The sequence below is a fragment of the Hydrogenophaga sp. Root209 genome (genome assembly GCF_001428625.1).
Lineage (GTDB): Bacteria > Pseudomonadota > Gammaproteobacteria > Burkholderiales > Burkholderiaceae_C > Hydrogenophaga.
Genome location: NZ_LMIE01000030.1, coordinates 79,400 through 95,857 on the forward strand (window position 1 = coordinate 79,400; position 16,458 = coordinate 95,857).

A 16,458-nucleotide genomic window follows, 5' to 3' on the forward strand; every position below is an offset into this window, starting at 1 on the left:
GGCGATGTGGCCGTGGTGGGCGCCGGCCCGGCCGGGCTGGCAACAGCCGTCCATGCAGCGTCCGAAGGCTTGCGCGTGGTGGTGGACTGCCGCGCTTACGGTGGCCAGGCCGGCGCCAGTGCGCGCACTACGATCCGCCGGAACTGTGCAAATAACAGCTCTTCCGCGATGCACGAAGGGATGCGCGTGACCCGGAACGCTCAGGTCAGTTGGCAGCTGACCCGCTCCACGCCCCGGTCGGGCGGCTCATCGAAACCCGCCTCCAGTCCGTGCTTGCGCATGAAGGCCAGCATCCGCACATTGACGTCGAGCACGTCGCCGTAGAGGTGGCGCAAGCCTGCATCGCGCGCGCCAACCATGATGGTGTTCATCAGCCGGCTCGCCACCCCGGAGCCCTGCCACCCATCCAGCACGCTCAGGGCCAGCTCGGCGCTGCCGCGCTCGGGGTCGACGACGAACCAACCCGCCTCCCCGATGATTTCCTCGCCGTCAGGACCCCAGATGCAGGCCACCCAGGCCGCATGGCGGATGCCGTCGGCATTGACCAGATACGCAATCAACTTGGGCGAGGCGCCGTTCACGCTCCCATGGAAGCGATTTCGCCGCGACGGTCCGCTCAACCCCAGCACAAAGCCTTGCATGGTTTGTGCGTCCTCCATTCGCACACGGCGGACGAAGACAGTGAGTCGCGCTGTTGGCGTCACGGTTGAACACCTCTTGGGGATTCACGTGTCAGACAGAACAAGGTCACGTCGTCATGCGGTTCGAATGCGCCCACATGGGCAGCCAGCTGCGTTCGCATGCTCTCGACCATGGCCTGCGCCGAGCCCGCATGACGGGCAAACGCATGCCCGAGTGCCTCTTCACCAAAAGGCCCCGACACGCCCAGCGCTTCGGTCACCCCATCGGTGTACAGGAGCAGCCTGGCGCCTGGCTGCACCGTCAAGGTCTGCACTTCAAAGCTCTTGCCGGCCATCAACCCGACCGCCGGCCCGGTGACGCCGAGCCGGGTCAAGGCGCCGCCGCCCGCCTGCTGGACAAACGGCGCTTCATGGCCCGCGTTGAGGTAGTGCACGCGCCCGCTGTCCGGCTCCAGAAGCGCGAAGAACACCGTGGCAAACATGTTCTCGTGCCCGTGCACGGTGGCGATGTAGTCGTTGACGAAAGCGACGCTGCGCTTGAGTGTCGCGCGGGGTGTCTCGCCCTGCGTCGCCTGGCAGGCCATCGCGCGCAACAGCGTGCGAAACAGCGCCATGTAGAGCGCCGCCCCCACGCCCTTGTCGCACACGTCCGCGACCACGAAAGCAAGCGCACCTCCCGGCAGTGAGTAAGCATCGTAGAAGTCGCCGCCGACCTGTCGGGCGGGCGTACAACAGGCCCCCAGCGACCATCCCGCCAGGCTCGGCAGTTCCCCGGGCAGGAAGCCTTGCTGGATCCGCTGGCCGATCTGCAATTCGCGCGAGAGCGCCCGCAGCAACTGGCTCTTTTGATCCTGCAGACGTTTTTTTGCCAGCGATGATTCGACGCGTGCCTGCAGTACCACGGGGTTGAAGGGCTTGGGCAGGTAGTCGTCGGCCCCCAGCTCCAGGCAACGCACGACGCTTTCGCTCTCGTCGATGGCCGAGACCATCACCACGGGCAGTTGCGCCGACAGCGGGTCGGCCCGGATGCGCCGCAGGGTTTCGTAGCCGTCCATTTCGGGCATGGTGATGTCCAGCAGCACCAGGTCCCAGTCCTGCTGACTCAGCTTGTCGAGTGCATCGCGTCCATTGACGGCGACGCCAGCCTCGTGGCCGAGCCGCTGCACGCGGCGCGCCAGCAGGTCGCGGTTGAGCTCGAGGTCGTCGACCACCAGGATGCGCATCGGGCGCTCCAGTTGGTCATTGGGCGGCGGACGGGGCTTCATGCGGACACCGGATTGAAGCCTTCCGCGCCTTCACGCCGTGGCGGGTTCAAGGCGCTCGCGCTCTGAATTCAGCAGCGCATGAAGGTAGGGCAGTTGCTGCAAGGCGGCTTGCTCGCCTTCTTCGATGATGTAGGGCACCTTGGCGGTGTCGAACAGGCCCACACGCTGCTTGAACTGCGGCAGGATCAGGATCATCTCGGAGTGGTGCGCCGCGCTCTGGAATGCCAGGCGCGCCTTGAGCAGGTTGTTCGCAAGGATCGCGCTGAGCTGGCTCGCAAAGCGCCCTGCACTGCGGATGTTGTCCTGGTACGGACTCTCGAAGCCCACCGCGACGATCACCCGGCTGCCGTTCTTCATGGCCACGCTGACGGGCAGCGGGTCGGCCAGATAGCCATCGACCAGAAGCCGGCCGTCCCTCTTCACGGGCGGGAACACCAGGGGCAAGGACACGCTGGCGCGAATCGCATCGACCAGGTCGCCGCGGGTGATGTCGACCAGTTCGCCATTCTGGAAGTCGGTGGCCGTGATGTGGAGCGGAATCGGCGTGTCCTCGATGCGCTGTGCTCCGAAGACGTCGCGAAAGGCCGCGAGCATCGGGCGGTCGTCACGCAAACCAAAACTCTCCGGCTTGAAACCGAAGAGCCGAGGTGCCAGCAGACGCAGGAACCCCATGTTGTTTCGCCTGGAGGTCAGCTTGCGGGTCCAGGTGCGCTGGGTGATCTCCGTCATCCTGGGGGCATCGAAGCCCATGGCCACCGCGGCCGCGAACAGGGCCCCACCGCTGCAACCGACCACGCGGTCGATGCCGATGCCCGAGTCGGAAAGGGCCTTGACCACCCCGATGGCGGCGGCGCACTTGACGCTGCCCGAGCCGATCACCAGCGTGACCGCAGGACCCTCAACCGGCGCGCGTTTCATGCGGCCTCCGTGAAGCTCTCGACCGCGTGGTGCACGTCGGGGAAGATGTTGAGAATGCTGGTAAAACCGGCGATCTCGAGCACCCGGTGCACCTGAGGCTGCACCGCGGCCATGCGCAGATCGCCGCCGGCAAGGCGGCAGCTCTTGACCGTGCCCAGCAAGGACCGCAAGCCGGCGCTGCTGGTGTAGTTCACCCGCGAAAAATCGGCCACCAGACGCACATGGCTCAGCGAGATCGACTCCGCAAAGCGTTGGGTCAGGTGTTCGACGTTGAGGCTGTCTATGCTGCCAGTGATGGCCACGACGAAGACTGTGTCGTGTTGTGTGATGTCGATCTGCAAGGCGTTCTCCAGGGGTCAATGGGATGCGGGCGGCACGAGGAATTTTTCAATGGTGAAGACGTTGCCGCGCAGTGGGTGGCGGTGGTAGTGCTGGCGGTCGGACAATTGACGGATGAGATGCACGCCCAAGCCCCCCTGCGCGCGTGCCTCGACTGCAGCGCTGGCGTCCACGGGTGCCAGCGACAACGGGTCGAAGGGTTTGCCCTGGTCTTCCAGCGTCAGCACGATGCGGCGTGGACCGTCCTGGTGCACGATCGCCGCCGCCAGCGTCAGCGGACCGGCCTGCCCTGCGGGATAGGCGTGGTGCATGACGTTGACACAGGCTTCCTCGACGATGAGTCGAAGGTCGTGGCAGGTCGCGCCATCGATCTGCTCGCGCTCACACAGGCCGTCGACCAGGGACATCAGCGCCGGCAGGTTGGCGAGCTCGGCAGTGCACGCGATGCGGTTCATGCGAGGTGCTCCGGTGGCGCGACCGGCTGGGGCAGCCAGACGGTGAAGCACGAGCCCTGGCCGGGTGTGCTGCTCACCTCGATGTCGCCACCCATCAACCTGCACAGGCGGCGGCTGATCGCCAAGCCCAGACCACTGCCGCCAAAGGCACGCGTGGTGCCCTCGTCGGCCTGCAGAAAGGGCTGAAACAGGTTGCCGATCGCCTCGGGGCTCAGGCCGATGCCGGTGTCTTCGACATCGAACCGCACCTCCAGCGCACCGGGTTGTCGCTCGCACGTGGAAACGCGCAGCTTCACGGTCCCGCGGGACATGAACTTGGCCGCGTTGGACACCAAGGCGATCAGCACTTGCCGCAAGCGCAGTGCATCCGCAAGGACCAGCGACAGGCCCGGCTGCACGTCGAGCTGCATGCGATTTCCGTTGGCGACCAGCATGGGCTGCACGGCGGCCTCGACGGACGACAGCAGGCCACGCAGGTCGCAGTCCTCGAGGTTGAGGTGGATCTTGTTCGCGTCCAGCCGGGTGAGGTCCAGCACGGCGTTGATCATCGACAGCAAATCGGTCGCAGCATGCTTGATGCGGCCCAGGTCGGCGCGGGCCTCGGAAGTCGTGCTGTCGGGCAGTTCTTCTTCGAGCAGCTCGGCGTAACCGATCACGGCGTTGAGTGGCGTTCGCAACTCATGGCTCATGTTCGCCAGAAAGGCGCTCTTGGCCTTGTTGGCCTGCACGGCCTCCTTGCGTGCCTGTTCGAGGTGCACGGCCTGGGATTCGATCTCGCGATTGCGCTCTTCGAGTGCCGCACGCGTCTTCGCGGTGCGCAGCGATTCGGCATAAATCGCATGACCGAACAGCGACAGATAGAGCGCGGCGGCCACGGCCGACAACGCGATGGTGAGCAACGAGGTGTCTGGACGGAATTCGAAGCCGGTCACCGCAGCGCCGGTCAGGATGCCGATCCCCATGGCCATCACGCCACGCACCGCGTGCCGCCCCCCGCCCGAACCGAGGTTCGAGGCATGCATCGCCCCCCCCAGGGCAACGATGATCCATGGGTTGAAGCCGGAGAGCCCGCCGTAGACGCCGATCAGGAACGAGTCGACCAGCAAGGCGCGCATCTCGCTGCGCTTGCTGTCGCTTGAGCGGCAACTCAGCCAGTAGGCGACATGCGGCCACGTCAGCATGATCACCGCTGCCCACCACAGCGCCGCGGGCGGATGCATCGCAAAGACCGAGCCCAGCAACAACGCAGCGGCCAGATGGGCGCCGATGCGCACCGGGTAGTTCACCCGCACCCCGCCGTACAGGCGCCGCCGCAGCGTCGACACGCCAGTCAACGCCGTCACAGCAGTCCCTCGATCTTTGCCAGCAACCTCTCGAGATCGATCGGCTTGGTGTCGAAGTCGTCGCAACCTGCTTCCATCGCGCGCAGGCGGTCGCCCTCCATGGCATGCGCGGTGAGCGCGATCACGGGGATCTCGCGCATGGCGATGTCCGCCTTCAGGCGACGCGTGGCCTCCCAACCGTCCATGATCGGCAGGCTCAAGTCCATCAAGATCAGATCTGGCCGTGCGCTCTCCGCCAGGCGCAGGGCGTCCGGTCCGTCGAAGGCCATCACCACCTCGAAGCCACGCCGCAGCAGCCGCCGCGACAACATGTCCCGGTTGAGTTCGTTGTCCTCGACCAGCAGGATCTTTGGCATGTCAGTCCGCGTCGGTGCTTTCGACGACCGGCATCTTCATGAGCACCACTGCACGGAACAGGCTGCCCTCAGCGAGCGCACTGGTGGCCGTCACGTCGCCGCCCAGCAGGCGACACAGGCGCCGGCTGATGGCCAATCCCAGGCCCGTGCCGCCGTACTTTCGCGTGGTTTCGGCGTCAGCCTGCACGAAGGGCTGGAACAGCCGGTCCAACTGCGAAGGCGTCATGCCGATACCCGTGTCGCGGACCTCGAACGCCAGAATGGGTCGGCCACGCGTGTCGGCCTCGCCTGCTGCGGTGATCGAGATGCGACCGTCGCTGGTGAATTTGGCCGCGTTCGACACCAGGTTGATCAGCACCTGTCGCAGCTTGGTCAAGTCGGACTGCATCGAACCCAATTCCGGCGCGCAGTGCACCTCCAGCTTGTTGCGGTTGACGGCAAGCAGCGGCTGGGTAGTCGAAACCACCTGGTCCAGAAGCTCGGCCAACTGGAAGGACTCGATGTGCAATTCGATCTTGCCTGCTTCGATCTTTGAAAGATCCAGCACGTCGTTGATCATTTGCAGCAGATGCCGCGCAGCACCCTTGATGTGACCCAGATCGACCAGCGAGCTGCTGAGCGCCTCGCGATCCGCGAAGTCTTCTTCCAGCATCTCGGTGTAGCCGATCACGGCATTGAGCGGCGTGCGCAGCTCATGGCTCATGTTGGCCAGGAAGGTGCTTTTGGTGAGGTTGGCCGCTTCGGCCTGCTCACGGGCCCGCTCGGCAATTTCGCGGGCCTGTTCGAGGTGCGCCTTCTGTTGCTCGATGACCAGGTTGCGCGCGTGAACCTCCCGTTTCGCGCCAATGGCGTGCCGCGTCTGAAAATGAGACGCCAGCCCGAACGCGGCCGTGTAGGTGATGACGGCCAGTGCGGTCATCGCGTGCGCGAACATCGGCACCGGCAACACGTTGAAACCGGTGCTCAGTCCCGCAACCAGGACCCCGAACGCGAAGCAGCCGGCACCCATCACGCCCAGGCGCAGCCCGCCGATGCTCAGGTTGGCGGCGTTGACGGCGGTGAACGCCACCACTCCAATCCACAGATCGAGGCCCGTCAGCAAGGTGAACACGCCCATCAGGAAGCTGTCGACCAGCAGGTTCCGCTGTTCGGCGGCCTTGCTGTCGCGCGCCCGGCTTGCCACCAGATAGGCCAGATGCGGCCACAGCAAGGCAACGCTGCAGATCAGCACCAGGATGCCGACAGGCATGGGCCGCAGTTGCAACACCGAGATCGCTGCGGCGGCAAAGAACCCGTGTCCACCCACGCGCAGACCGTAGTCCAGGCGCACAGTCGGGTGGACCCGTCGCGGCGACTCCAGAGATGGCAGATCTTGTGTGGCGGTATTCAAGGAACGTCTCTCTGCAAATGCAGGTGATGCTGGCGGTTACACCCGGACGCTCTGCCGCCCAGCACCTATGAAGTGCGTATCATAATACGTATTACATCAGGAAATTCAACTTGTTACCGGGGCATCGCGAATCGCAGCGGCAGTCCGGAACCGGCCCGACAACGACTACAGGGGCTCGACGTGCGCGGCCTTCGCCAACGCCTCCAGCTTCACGGTGTCTGCGGCGTAGAAGCGCGCAGCCTCAACCAGTGACATCCGGGACGGCACGGCCCCACCAGCGGCATCAATGGCATGGCGCACGTCCGCATCGCCCAGCGCGTCTGCGACGACCTCGTGCAACTGCACGCTGATGCTTTCGCTCATCGCGGCGGGCACCAGCAGGCCGACCCAGATGCTCGGGCGACCGAAGGCAGGCGCCGATCTGCTTTCGTCGAAGGTCGCGGCGGCGGGAAACCGCTTGAGCCGCTGCGCAGACGAGACGCCCAGCACCTTCATCCGTCCGCCGGCGATCATGCTTCCCAGCAGTGCGTCCACGGGCAGCATCGTGAAGTCGATGATGCCGCGCTGAAGGTCGATCAACATGGGCATGCCGCCGCGGTAGGGCACGTGCGTGGCCTGCATGCCTGTGGTGGACAGCAGCATCTCCGTGACGAGGTGGAACAACGAGCCCTGCCCTGTGCTGCCATAGCTCAGGGGCCTGTCGCCTCTCTTGCGCGCCAGCGCAACGAGTTCGTCCAGGTTGTTCGCGGGCAAGTCGCTGCGCGCGTACAGCGCCAACGGCGAATCGTTGACCAGGCCCAGCAGGCGGAAGTCCTTGGGTTTGTATCGGACAGCGCGCAAGGTGAGCGGTGCGAGCACGGTCTCTGAAGGAGATCCGACAAAGAGCGTGGAGCCGTCGGGCTCGGCCGCCAGCAAGCGGGTGGCGGCGATGGAGCCGCTCGCTCCGGTGACGTTCTCCACCACCACGACACGCCCAAGTCTCCGGCCCAGCGCCGGCGCCACGGCGCGCGCGAAGATATCCGTCACGCCGCCAGCGGGTTGCGCCACCAGGATGGTTAGATGGCCAGTGCGGGTCTGGGCGCGGAGGCGAGGGGCGACAGCGGCGCCCACGCCCGACAGGGTGAATGCGCGACGTGAGAGGTTGATGGCGGAATCCTCTGTTCGGGGCTCATCCGGACGACGCCCCCTCTCTCAGCAATCAGACAGGGAGTGCAAAATGGTGATACGCATTATGGATGGCAACCCAATATGAAGAAGCCAACGACCGGCACACCAGCGCCCGCGGTCGCCTTGCGACGGCCCACGCAGCGCGACATCGCCGTGGCCACCGGCTTGTCGCAGACCGCCGTGTCGCTGGTGCTCAACGGTGTGGAGCCGTCCACCGTGTCGGAGGAGGCACGCGAACGCATACGGCAGGCCGCACAACGGCTCGGTTATGTCCCCAACCGCATGGCCCGCAATCTTCAGTCTGCGCGCACGCGCACGCTGGCTTGCATCGTCCCGGACATCACGAACCCGACGTACCCGGCCCTGGTGCGGGGGTTCCAGTCCACCGCCGATGCGGCGGGATACGACACCATGATCTTCGACACCGACGGCGCGCCCGAGCGCGAGCACCGGGCGCTGCAGTGGCTGTCGCAGGGGCATGTGGACGGTGTGATGGCGGTCTTCTTCCACGTAGACGAAGCCGAGCTGCTGAAGGCAGTGCGCGGACGCGTTGCCGTGGTGCAGATGGAAAGCCAGGCGCACAAGCCGTCCCGAGATATCGACAAGATCTATATCGACAACGCAGCGGCGGCGCAGGCCATGACGCAAGCCCTGATCGATAAAGGGCACCAACGCATCGCCATGCTGTCCTGCCCGTTGGGCCCGGGCGCGGAGCGCCAACGCGGCTTTCATGCGGCGATGCAGAAAGCCGGGCTTGAGCCTTGCGTCATTGCCGCCGATGACTTCACACAAGACGCCGGTGCGCGCGCCATGGCCGCCGAACTGGCGGGTCAATTCCGTTGCAGCGCCGTGTTCGCGGCCAACGACCTGCTGGCCATCGGTGCGATGGGCGCGCTGCGCGCGGCGGGGAAACGCATTCCCGACGATGTCGCGGTGGCCGGCTTCGACGACATCCCTTCCGCGCAATTGCTGCAGCCTGCGTTGACCACCGTGCGCCGATCAGAACAGGCCATCGGCCGCTTTGCAGCCGAATTGCTCATCGCACGGTTGGACGGCCCCGACGCGGACCGCCCGGGCCGCGGCTTTGAGCAGCCCTTTCAGCTGGTCCTGCGCGACTCGGCCTGACCGGCCGCCCTCTGCAGCAGCGATCGGCGATCGCCGTCCATCACTCCCACTCGATCGTCGCGGGCGGCTTGGAGCTCACGTCGTAGGTCACGCGGTTGATGCCGCGCACCTCGTTGATGATGCGGCTGCTGACCTTCTTGAGCAGCGCGTACGGCAGCTCGGCCCAGTCGGCGGTCATGAAGTCGCTGGTCTGCACCGCGCGCAACGCGACCACGTAGTCGTAAGTGCGCCCATCGCCCATCACGCCCACGCTCTTGACCGGCAGGAACACGGTGAAGGCCTGGCTGGTCAGGTCGTACCAGCTCTTGCCGCTGGGGTGGTCGATGGTGGAGCGCAGCTCTTCGATGAAGATCGCGTCGGCCCGGCGCAGCAGGTCGGCATATTCCTTCTTCACCTCACCCAGGATGCGCACACCCAGGCCCGGGCCCGGGAACGGGTGGCGGTAGACCATGTCGTGGGGCAGACCGAGCGCCACGCCGAGTTCGCGCACCTCGTCCTTGAACAGGTCGCGCAGGGGTTCCAGCAGTTTCAGGCCCAGTTGCTCGGGCAAGCCACCCACGTTGTGGTGGCTCTTGATGGTCACGGCTTTCTTGCTCTTGGCACCGCCGGATTCGATCACGTCCGGGTAAATTGTCCCTTGTGCCAACCACTTGGCACCTTTTGTTGATGCACCACTTGAAATGAGTTTGGCGGCTTCGGCCTTGAAGACCTCGACAAATTCGCGGCCGATGATCTTGCGCTTGGCCTCCGGCTCGCTCACGCCGGCCAGGTGGCCGAGGAACTGGTCGGCCGCGTCCACGCGAATCACCTTGGCGTGCAGCTTGCCGACGAACATATCCATCACCATGTCGCCCTCGTTAAGGCGCAGCAGGCCGTGGTCGACGAACACGCAGGTGAGCTGGTCGCCGATGGCGCGGTGGATCAGCGCCGCGGCCACCGAAGAATCGACGCCGCCCGAGAGGCCCAGGATGACCTCCTCGTCGCCCACCTGCTGGCGGATCTTCTCGACGGCTTCGGCGATGTGGTCACGCATCACCCAGTCGGGTCGGGTGGCGCAGATGTCGAGCACAAAGCGCTCCAGCAGCGCCCGGCCCTGCACGGTGTGCGTGACCTCGGGGTGGAACTGCACTGCATAGAAGTGGCGCGCCTCGTCGGCCATGCCAGCGATCGGGCAGGACTCGGTGCTGGCCATGAGCTTGAAGCCCGGAGGCAGTTCGGTGACCTTGTCGCCGTGGCTCATCCAGACCTTGAGCATGCCGTGGCCGTCGGGGGTGTGGAAATCGGCGATGTCCTTGAGCAGCGCGGTGTGGCCGCGTGCGCGCACCTCGGCATAACCGAACTCACGCGTGTGGGAGCCTTCCACCTTGCCGCCGAGCTGCTGGGCCATGGTCTGCATGCCGTAGCAGATGCCAAGCACCGGAATGCCCAGCTCGTAAACCACGTCGGGCGCCTTGTCGTCCACCTCGTACACGCTGGCGTGGCTGCCGGAGAGGATCACACCCTTGAGCTGGCCGTCGGCCGCAAACTCCCGCACCCATTCACTGCTGACGTCGCAGGGATGCACTTCACAGTACACATGGGCCTCCCGCACCCGGCGGGCAATCAGCTGGGTGACCTGGGAACCGAAATCGAGGATGAGGATTTTCTGGTGCTGCATGGCGGGGTCGGTGGAGCGTGAGGGGAAAAGAAAAAGGCCGTCTCGCGGACGGCCTGCGGAGTGGACCTGATCAGTCCGCCCGGTAGTTGGGTGCCTCTTTCGTGATCTGCACGTCGTGCACGTGGCTTTCGCGGATGCCGGCCGAAGTGATCTCGACGAACTCCGCCTTGTGCCGCATGTGCTCGATGCTCGGGCAACCGCAGTAACCCATGGCCGCACGCAGACCACCGGCCATCTGGAAGATGATGGAGACCACCGAGCCCTTGTAGGGCACGCGGCCTTCGATGCCTTCTGGCACCAGCTTGTCGGCATTGGGGTTGCCGGTGCTGCTTTCCTGGAAGTAGCGGTCGGCGCTGCCCTGCTGCATGGCGCCGATGGAGCCCATGCCGCGGTATCCCTTGTAGCTGCGGCCCTGGTACAGGACGATCTCGCCCGGCGACTCTTCCGTGCCGGCAAACATGCCACCCATCATCACGGTGTTGGCACCGGCCGCGATGGCCTTGGCGATGTCACCGCTGTAGCGGATGCCGCCGTCGGCGATCATCGGCACGCCTGTGCCTTGCAGGGCCGTGGCCACGTTGTCGATGGCCATGATCTGCGGCACGCCCACGCCCGCCACGATGCGGGTGGTGCAGATGGAGCCAGGGCCGATACCGACCTTCACCGCATCCGCGCCCGCTTCGACCAGCGCCATGGCAGCGCCACCCGTGGCGATGTTGCCGCCGATCACGTCAATCTGGGGGTAGTTCTGCTTGACCCAGCGCACACGGTCGATCACGCCCTTGCTGTGGCCATGAGCGGTGTCCACCACGATGGCGTCCACACCGGCCTTCACCAATGCTTCCACGCGCTCTTCGGTGCCTTCGCCCACGCCCACCGCCGCGCCCACGCGCAGGCGGCCAGAGGCGTCGCGCGCGGCGTTGGGGAAGTTGAGCTGCTTGGTGATGTCCTTCACCGTGATCAGGCCTTTGAGCTCAAAGCTGTCGTTGACCAGCAGCAGGCGTTCGAGCTTGTGCTTGTTGAGCAGGGTCTTGGCCTCGGCCGGCGTGGTGCCGTCGGGCATGGTGATCAGGCGCTCGCGCGGCGTCATGATCTCGCTCACCGGCAGGTCGTAGCGGGTTTCGAAACGCAGGTCGCGGCCGGTGACGATGCCCACCACACGGCCAGACTCGACGACCGGGAAACCGGAGATGCCCAGATCGTCGGACAGCTTCATGACCTGGCGGATGGTGGTTTGCGGCGAGATCACCACCGGGTCGCGCAGCACGCCGGACTCGTAGCGCTTGACCTTGGCAACCTGGGCCGCCTGCTCCTGCGGCGTGAGGTTTTTGTGAATGATGCCTATGCCGCCTTCCTGGGCCACGGCGATGGCCAGCCGGGCTTCGGTGACCGTGTCCATGGCCGCGGAAACCAAGGGCAGGTTCAACTGGATATTGCGGGAGAACTGGGTGGCAAGAGAAGCGTCCTTGGGCAGGACCTGGGAGTACGCTGGCACCAGCAACACATCGTCGAAGGTGAGCGCTTTGCCGAGTAGGCGCATGGGAAAGCTCCAAAAGAGTCGATTGTAGCCGCCCGACCCGAGGGCAAACCCGTGGGCCGGCGCCTGCAGCATCGACCGCTCAGCCGCGAAAAACCACCGCTGCGTCAGCTTGTGCCCGGTGGGGTGTCAGACGGCCACAGCGCCCGGTGGACTCAGGGCTAAACTGATGCAATGTCACAAGCCAACACCCCTCAACCGTCCTGGCGCAACCCACTGCTGATGGGACTGCTGCTCGCATTCAGTTCAGCAGCGATGGCGCAATGGCAATGGGTCGATGGCACCGGCCGCAAGGTGTTCAGCGACACCCCGCCGCCTGCAAGCATCCCCGACAAGAACATCCTCAAGAAGCCGGGCATGACGGCGGCCCCCATCGTCGTTGCAGAACCGGCCCCATCGACAGCACCCGCCGCCACCCCGCCTGCCGCGCCTCAGATCCCCGCTCGCGACACCGAGCTGGAAGCGAAAAAGAAACAGGCCGAACAGGCCGAGGAAGCGAAGAAAAAGGCCGAGCTGGAACGGGTGGCCAAGGTGCGTGCCGAGAGCTGCGAGCGAGCGCGAAAAGCGAAGATCACGATGGAGTCCGGCGTGCGGCTGGCGACCACCAACGCCAAGGGAGAGCGCGAGATCATGGACGACAAGGCCAAGGCCGCCGAATCTCGGCGCATGGATGGCATCATCCGCAGCGATTGCGGACCTGTGCCGAAGCAGTGATCAAGCCCGGCGCATCAAGAATTCAGTAGCCGGCCTTGGAGCCGGCTTTTCTTCGGGCAAACAGGCCTGTTCCGCGAGCGCCCTGCCCCACGAACCGCTCCCGGCGGGCCACCTTCGGGTCCACCCGAAGCGCCCGATACACCTCCAGGCGATCTCCGTCACGCAGCACATGCTCCGGGCTCACACGCCGACCCCACACGCCCAGCGTCAGTGCGGGCGTGCCCAGTTCTGGGTAGACGTTCAGCCAGCCGGCCTTCTCCAGCGCCATCTGCGCCGTGCATCCCTCGGGCACTTGCAGGCCGAGTTCGTGCACATGGCGCGGTGCCTTCGAATGGATCAGGGTGATCTGCATGCTTCGCTCAGTCTGCGCCGTACACCTGATCGGCGCGCTTGACGAACGCGTCCACCAGATTGCCAGCGATCTTGTCAAACACCGGGCCCACGAGCGCTGCGAGTGTGGTGCTTGAAAAACCATAGGTCAGGGTGAACTCCACCTTGCAGGCGCGCTGGCTGCCTTCCCCCAAGGGCGTGAACGCCCAGACACCGTCCAGCCTGGAGAATGGGCCATCGACCAGTTCCATGAGTACTTTGCGGTCGGTCTCATGCGTGTTGCGCGTGGTGAAGTTGTGGCGCAGTCCGCTGAAGGCCATGCCCACGCGCGCGACCATCCCGTCCTCGAATTGCTCCAGCACTTCGCCGTGATCGCACCAAGGCAGAAACTGCGGGTAGTGTTCGATGTTGGTGACCAGGGCGAACATTTCGTGCGCGCTGTGCCAGAGCAAGACATTCTTGTGAATCGTTTTCATACAATCGAACTCATTGTATTGGCCTGAAACGGCCGCACCTCGCGCGTCATGGCCACCAAAAACAGCAAAGCAACTCCCACCAAAGGCCTCGACAGCCGCATCGCCGACAACAAGAAGGCGTTCTTCAACTACGCCATCGAGGAGCGCTTTGAAGCGGGCATGGTGCTCGAAGGCTGGGAAGTGAAGGCCCTGCGCGAGGGCAAGGTGCAACTCACCGACGGCTACGTGGTCATTCGCAACGGCGAGCTGTTCCTCATCGGCTGCCAGATCAACGCGCTGCACACGGCATCCACGCACGTCAGCCCGGACGCGGTGCGCACCAAGAAGCTGCTGCTGAACAAGGACGAGATCCGCCGCCTCATTGGCAAGGTTGAGCAGAAGGGCTACACGCTCGTGCCACTCAATCTGCATTGGAAGAACGGCAAGGTCAAATGCGACCTGGCCCTGGCCAAGGGCAAGGCCGAGCACGACAAGCGCGACACCATCAAGGACCGCGAAGGCAAGCGCGAGGTGGACCGGGCGATGAAGTCGCGCAACCGCTGAGGCTGCGCGTGGCGTTCAGCCCAGGTGTTTGAGCGGATGCGCGTCCGCCGTCCACGGACTTTCGAAGAACGCGGCCACGTGCCCTCTTCCCACATCCTCGATGCGCTCGGGGTTCCAGCGCGGTTGGTGGTCCTTGTCCACCGCCAAGGCACGGATGCCTTCCACCGTTTCGCTGGCGGCACCCGGGCGCAGGTGGAAGCACCGGTACACCATGCCACGCTCCATGCGCAGGTTGTCGGTCAGGCCCATGGCGCGGGCGCGGCGCACCTGCTCCAGCACCACGTGCAGCATCAGCGGTGAGCGATGGCGCAGGGTGGCGGCAGTGGCCTTGGCCCACTCTCCATCACCCGACTCCAGCGTGGAGATGATGGCGTGCATGTCGGGCAACCCAAACACACGGTCGATCTCCTTGGCCGGCCAGCTGCCCGGCGAAACGGTGGTGCTGAGGTGGCTGGCGCACCAGCGCTCCACCGAGGCACCGTTCTCGAAGGGGGTCTGCGCCAGCGAGTTCCAGAGGCCGACAAGGCGACCCGACTCGATGAAGCCGTCGGCCAGTCCCGCTGCCATGGCGTCGCGCGCGCCGAGCGTCTGCCCCGTGAGCGCGAGGTATTCGCCCAGACGGCCCGGGCAGCGGCTCAGGAAGTAACCACCGCCTACATCGGGGAACAGGCCGATGTGGGTCTCCGGCATGGCGAGCTTGCTGCGCTCGGTGACGATGCGCAGGCTCGCCCCCTGGCTGATCCCCATGCCGCCACCCATGACGATGCCGTCCATGAAGGCGATATAGGGCTTGGGATAGGTGTGGATCAGGTGGTTGAGTGCGTACTCTTCGGTGAAGAAATCTTCCAGCGAAGCGTCGCCCGAGAGCGCAGCCTGGTGGAAGAAGCGGATGTCGCCGCCCGCGCAGAAGCTGCCGAACGGGCCTTCCTTGTTGACGCCGCGCACCGCGACCGCCTGCACTTGATCGTCATCGCGCCAGGCCACCAACGCCTGTGTGATGCGGCGGATCATGTCGAGCGACAAGGCATTGAGGGCCTTGGGGCGGTTGAGCGTGATGCAGCCAACGCGGCCCTGGACTTCGGCAATGACGTGGGTTTCTGGCACTGAGGCGTTCATTGTTGTTCTTCCGGAAGATCGTTCATTGTGGCTGCTGGTCGACGGTCTGGATGCGCGGTGAACCTGCTCGTGAGCGCCAGCCCAGCAACTCGTTGATCACCAGGGCGCCAATCACCACACTGCCGCCCAGCAGCACTTCGTCACCGGGTACTTCGTTGGCCAGGACCCAGACCAGCAGGATGCCGAAGATCACCTCCAGCAAGGCCAGCAGCGAGACCTCTGGTGCCTTGAGGACACGCGCGCACACCACCGAGAGTGCGCAGGGAATCGCCAGTTGCACCAGGCCGAGCAGGGCCAGCCAGGCCACGTCGCTGCCGGTGGCCGAAAACGGCAGGGCCAGGGGCAGCGTGAGCACCGACGAGATCACCGCGCCCAGCAGCACCGAGGGCACGAGATCGATCTTTTCCCCGTGGGTCTGGCCACGTTGCACCACGGTCCAGTTGATGGCACCGGCGATGGGCACGCACAGCGCGGTAAGCGATCCCAGCAACAGCCCGCCGGTGTCGATCTCGGGATGGGTCAGCGCCTGGACGAACTGGCTGCCGTACATGTACGCAATGCCCGCCCCGGCGGCCAGGATGGCCAGCCAGGTGCGCATGGCCAGTTGCTGTCCGATGAAGAGTCGCGCGACCAGCGCGGTGAGCAGCGGACCGATCGACATGATGATCAGCACGTTGGCCACGCTGGTGAAGGTCAGGGCCAACATGAACGCGGTGAACATCACCGACCAGCAGACGCCCGAGATCCAGAAGGCCGGCGACTCGGGAATCAGTCCCCAGTGGCGCTTGAGCCACGTGCGCAGCGAAGGCGCCAGTGCAGGGTCGATCAGGTGACCCTGGCTTCGGTCCATCCGGCGCCAGACGGGCAGGATCACCAGCAGCGAGAGCGCGGTGAAGGCACTGCGCCAGAACGTGACCTCAAAATGCGCCGCCGATTCGAGTTGGCGCGACACCACACCGGCGATCGACCACATGAGCGTGACCGCCAGCATGAGAAAAACCGCCTGGGTGTGGGTCAGGCGGTTGAGGGCGCGAAAGGGCATGGATGTCTTTGCCGTTCAGGTTACGCCACCCCATTGGGGTTGAG

At 65.2% G+C, this 16,458-nt stretch carries 18 protein-coding genes and 1 pseudogene; 4 read left to right on the forward strand and 15 right to left on the reverse strand.

The features are described from left to right. A pseudogene (locus ASE11_RS26730) lies at positions 1-126 on the forward strand (FAD-dependent oxidoreductase); the annotation flags it as partial. A gap of 74 nt (positions 127-200) precedes the next feature. On the opposite strand, the gene ASE11_RS26735 reads toward ASE11_RS26730, so the two are convergent. From ASE11_RS26735 to ASE11_RS17225, 9 genes are all read right to left on the reverse strand, one after another. Then, on the reverse strand, positions 201-641 hold the full coding sequence (locus ASE11_RS26735; protein ID WP_162258061.1) for a GNAT family N-acetyltransferase: 441 nt from the start codon (positions 639-641) through the stop codon (positions 201-203). Positions 642-700: 59 nt separating this feature from the next. After that, a complete protein-coding gene (locus tag ASE11_RS17190) occupies positions 701-1,906 on the reverse strand; it encodes a PP2C family protein-serine/threonine phosphatase (RefSeq protein WP_082585814.1) in 1,206 nt (401 codons plus the stop codon). Between the two features lie 30 nt (positions 1,907-1,936). After that, positions 1,937-2,824, reverse strand: a complete 888-nt coding sequence (locus ASE11_RS17195; protein WP_056274532.1) for a patatin-like phospholipase family protein — start codon at positions 2,822-2,824, stop codon at positions 1,937-1,939. Beyond that, positions 2,821-3,165, reverse strand: a complete 345-nt coding sequence (locus tag ASE11_RS17200; protein ID WP_056274535.1) for an STAS domain-containing protein — start codon at positions 3,163-3,165, stop codon at positions 2,821-2,823. Before ASE11_RS17200 ends, ASE11_RS17195 begins: the two co-directional genes overlap by 4 nt. Positions 3,166-3,180: 15 nt before the next feature. Further along, positions 3,181-3,618, reverse strand: coding sequence for an ATP-binding protein (locus ASE11_RS17205; RefSeq protein ID WP_056274538.1), 438 nt, complete (start codon positions 3,616-3,618; stop codon positions 3,181-3,183). Then, entirely contained in the window at positions 3,615-4,961 is a 1,347-nt protein-coding gene (locus tag ASE11_RS17210) for an ATP-binding protein (RefSeq protein WP_056274540.1), read from the reverse strand. The genes ASE11_RS17205 and ASE11_RS17210 overlap by 4 nt, the downstream gene beginning before the upstream one ends. After that, positions 4,958-5,317 (reverse strand): response regulator, encoded by a 360-nt coding sequence (locus ASE11_RS17215; protein WP_056274543.1) that lies wholly within the window; start codon positions 5,315-5,317, stop codon positions 4,958-4,960. The genes ASE11_RS17210 and ASE11_RS17215 overlap by 4 nt, the downstream gene beginning before the upstream one ends. A 1-nt stretch (position 5,318) precedes the next feature. After that, positions 5,319-6,707: an ATP-binding protein gene (locus ASE11_RS17220; protein WP_082585817.1), complete on the reverse strand. Its 1,389-nt coding sequence runs from the start codon at positions 6,705-6,707 to the stop codon at positions 5,319-5,321. A 165-nt stretch (positions 6,708-6,872) separates the two neighbouring features. Beyond that, the gene (locus ASE11_RS17225; protein WP_162258062.1) at positions 6,873-7,754 is read right to left on the reverse strand and encodes a tripartite tricarboxylate transporter substrate binding protein; all 882 of its coding nucleotides are present in this window, start codon (positions 7,752-7,754) and stop codon (positions 6,873-6,875) included. 201 nt (positions 7,755-7,955) lie between these two features. Here ASE11_RS17225 and ASE11_RS17230 point away from each other — a divergent pair, with 201 nt between their 5' ends. Further along, positions 7,956-8,999 carry a LacI family DNA-binding transcriptional regulator gene (locus ASE11_RS17230; RefSeq protein WP_082585819.1) on the forward strand — a complete coding sequence of 348 codons (1,044 nt, stop codon included), beginning with the start codon at positions 7,956-7,958 and terminating at the stop codon, positions 8,997-8,999. A 40-nt stretch (positions 9,000-9,039) separates the two neighbouring features. On the opposite strand, the gene guaA is transcribed toward ASE11_RS17230, so the two are convergent. Continuing rightward, a complete protein-coding gene (guaA, locus tag ASE11_RS17235; protein WP_056274553.1) occupies positions 9,040-10,656 on the reverse strand; it encodes a glutamine-hydrolyzing GMP synthase in 1,617 nt (538 codons plus the stop codon). Positions 10,657-10,726: 70 nt separating this feature from the next. Then, entirely contained in the window at positions 10,727-12,196 is a 1,470-nt protein-coding gene (gene guaB, locus ASE11_RS17240) for an IMP dehydrogenase (RefSeq protein WP_056275037.1), read from the reverse strand. Between the two features lie 219 nt (positions 12,197-12,415). Here guaB and ASE11_RS17245 point away from each other — a divergent pair, with 219 nt between their 5' ends. Next, on the forward strand, positions 12,416-12,907 hold the full coding sequence (locus tag ASE11_RS17245; protein WP_056275039.1) for a DUF4124 domain-containing protein: 492 nt from the start codon (positions 12,416-12,418) through the stop codon (positions 12,905-12,907). Positions 12,908-12,929: 22 nt separating this feature from the next. Here the strand turns inward: ASE11_RS17245 and ASE11_RS17250 are convergent, their stop codons facing one another. Together ASE11_RS17250 and ASE11_RS17255 are read right to left on the reverse strand one after the other, a co-directional pair. After that, on the reverse strand, positions 12,930-13,259 hold the full coding sequence (locus ASE11_RS17250; RefSeq protein WP_056274557.1) for an RnfH family protein: 330 nt from the start codon (positions 13,257-13,259) through the stop codon (positions 12,930-12,932). Between the two features lie 7 nt (positions 13,260-13,266). Then, the gene (locus ASE11_RS17255; RefSeq protein ID WP_056274558.1) at positions 13,267-13,713 is read right to left on the reverse strand and encodes a type II toxin-antitoxin system RatA family toxin; all 447 of its coding nucleotides are present in this window, start codon (positions 13,711-13,713) and stop codon (positions 13,267-13,269) included. A 48-nt stretch (positions 13,714-13,761) separates the two neighbouring features. Here ASE11_RS17255 and smpB point away from each other — a divergent pair, with 48 nt between their 5' ends. Continuing rightward, positions 13,762-14,256, forward strand: coding sequence for an SsrA-binding protein SmpB (gene smpB, locus ASE11_RS17260; RefSeq protein ID WP_056274560.1), 495 nt, complete (start codon positions 13,762-13,764; stop codon positions 14,254-14,256). A gap of 15 nt (positions 14,257-14,271) precedes the next feature. On the opposite strand, the gene ASE11_RS17265 is transcribed toward smpB, so the two are convergent. Both ASE11_RS17265 and ASE11_RS17270 read right to left on the reverse strand, forming a co-directional pair. Further along, positions 14,272-15,372, reverse strand: a complete 1,101-nt coding sequence (locus ASE11_RS17265) for an enoyl-CoA hydratase/isomerase family protein (protein ID WP_056274562.1) — start codon at positions 15,370-15,372, stop codon at positions 14,272-14,274. A 22-nt stretch (positions 15,373-15,394) separates the two neighbouring features. Next, complete coding sequence (locus ASE11_RS17270; protein WP_056274565.1) at positions 15,395-16,414, reverse strand: DMT family transporter; 1,020 nt, start codon at positions 16,412-16,414, stop codon at positions 15,395-15,397. Between the last annotated feature and the right edge of the window lie 44 nt (positions 16,415-16,458).

Excerpts from the sequence above, each read along its gene's own strand:
- ASE11_RS26735 (WP_162258061.1), bottom strand. The coding sequence starts at position 641 with ATGCAAGGCTTTGTGCTGGGGTTGAGCGGACCGTCGCGGCGAAATCGC.
- ASE11_RS17190 (WP_082585814.1), bottom strand. The coding sequence starts at position 1,906 with ATGAAGCCCCGTCCGCCGCCCAATGACCAACTGGAGCGCCCGATGCGC.
- ASE11_RS17195 (WP_056274532.1), bottom strand. The coding sequence starts at position 2,824 with ATGAAACGCGCGCCGGTTGAGGGTCCTGCGGTCACGCTGGTGATCGGC.
- ASE11_RS17205 (WP_056274538.1), bottom strand. The coding sequence starts at position 3,618 with ATGAACCGCATCGCGTGCACTGCCGAGCTCGCCAACCTGCCGGCGCTG.
- ASE11_RS17215 (WP_056274543.1), bottom strand. The coding sequence starts at position 5,317 with ATGCCAAAGATCCTGCTGGTCGAGGACAACGAACTCAACCGGGACATG.
- ASE11_RS17230 (WP_082585819.1), top strand. The coding sequence starts at position 7,956 with ATGAAGAAGCCAACGACCGGCACACCAGCGCCCGCGGTCGCCTTGCGA.
- guaA (WP_056274553.1), bottom strand. The coding sequence starts at position 10,656 with ATGCAGCACCAGAAAATCCTCATCCTCGATTTCGGTTCCCAGGTCACC.
- guaB (WP_056275037.1), bottom strand. The coding sequence starts at position 12,196 with ATGCGCCTACTCGGCAAAGCGCTCACCTTCGACGATGTGTTGCTGGTG.
- ASE11_RS17245 (WP_056275039.1), top strand. The coding sequence starts at position 12,416 with ATGGGACTGCTGCTCGCATTCAGTTCAGCAGCGATGGCGCAATGGCAA.
- ASE11_RS17250 (WP_056274557.1), bottom strand. The coding sequence starts at position 13,259 with ATGCAGATCACCCTGATCCATTCGAAGGCACCGCGCCATGTGCACGAA.
- ASE11_RS17255 (WP_056274558.1), bottom strand. The coding sequence starts at position 13,713 with ATGAAAACGATTCACAAGAATGTCTTGCTCTGGCACAGCGCGCACGAA.
- smpB (WP_056274560.1), top strand. The coding sequence starts at position 13,762 with ATGGCCACCAAAAACAGCAAAGCAACTCCCACCAAAGGCCTCGACAGC.
- ASE11_RS17265 (WP_056274562.1), bottom strand. The coding sequence starts at position 15,372 with ATGAACGCCTCAGTGCCAGAAACCCACGTCATTGCCGAAGTCCAGGGC.
- ASE11_RS17270 (WP_056274565.1), bottom strand. The coding sequence starts at position 16,414 with ATGCCCTTTCGCGCCCTCAACCGCCTGACCCACACCCAGGCGGTTTTT.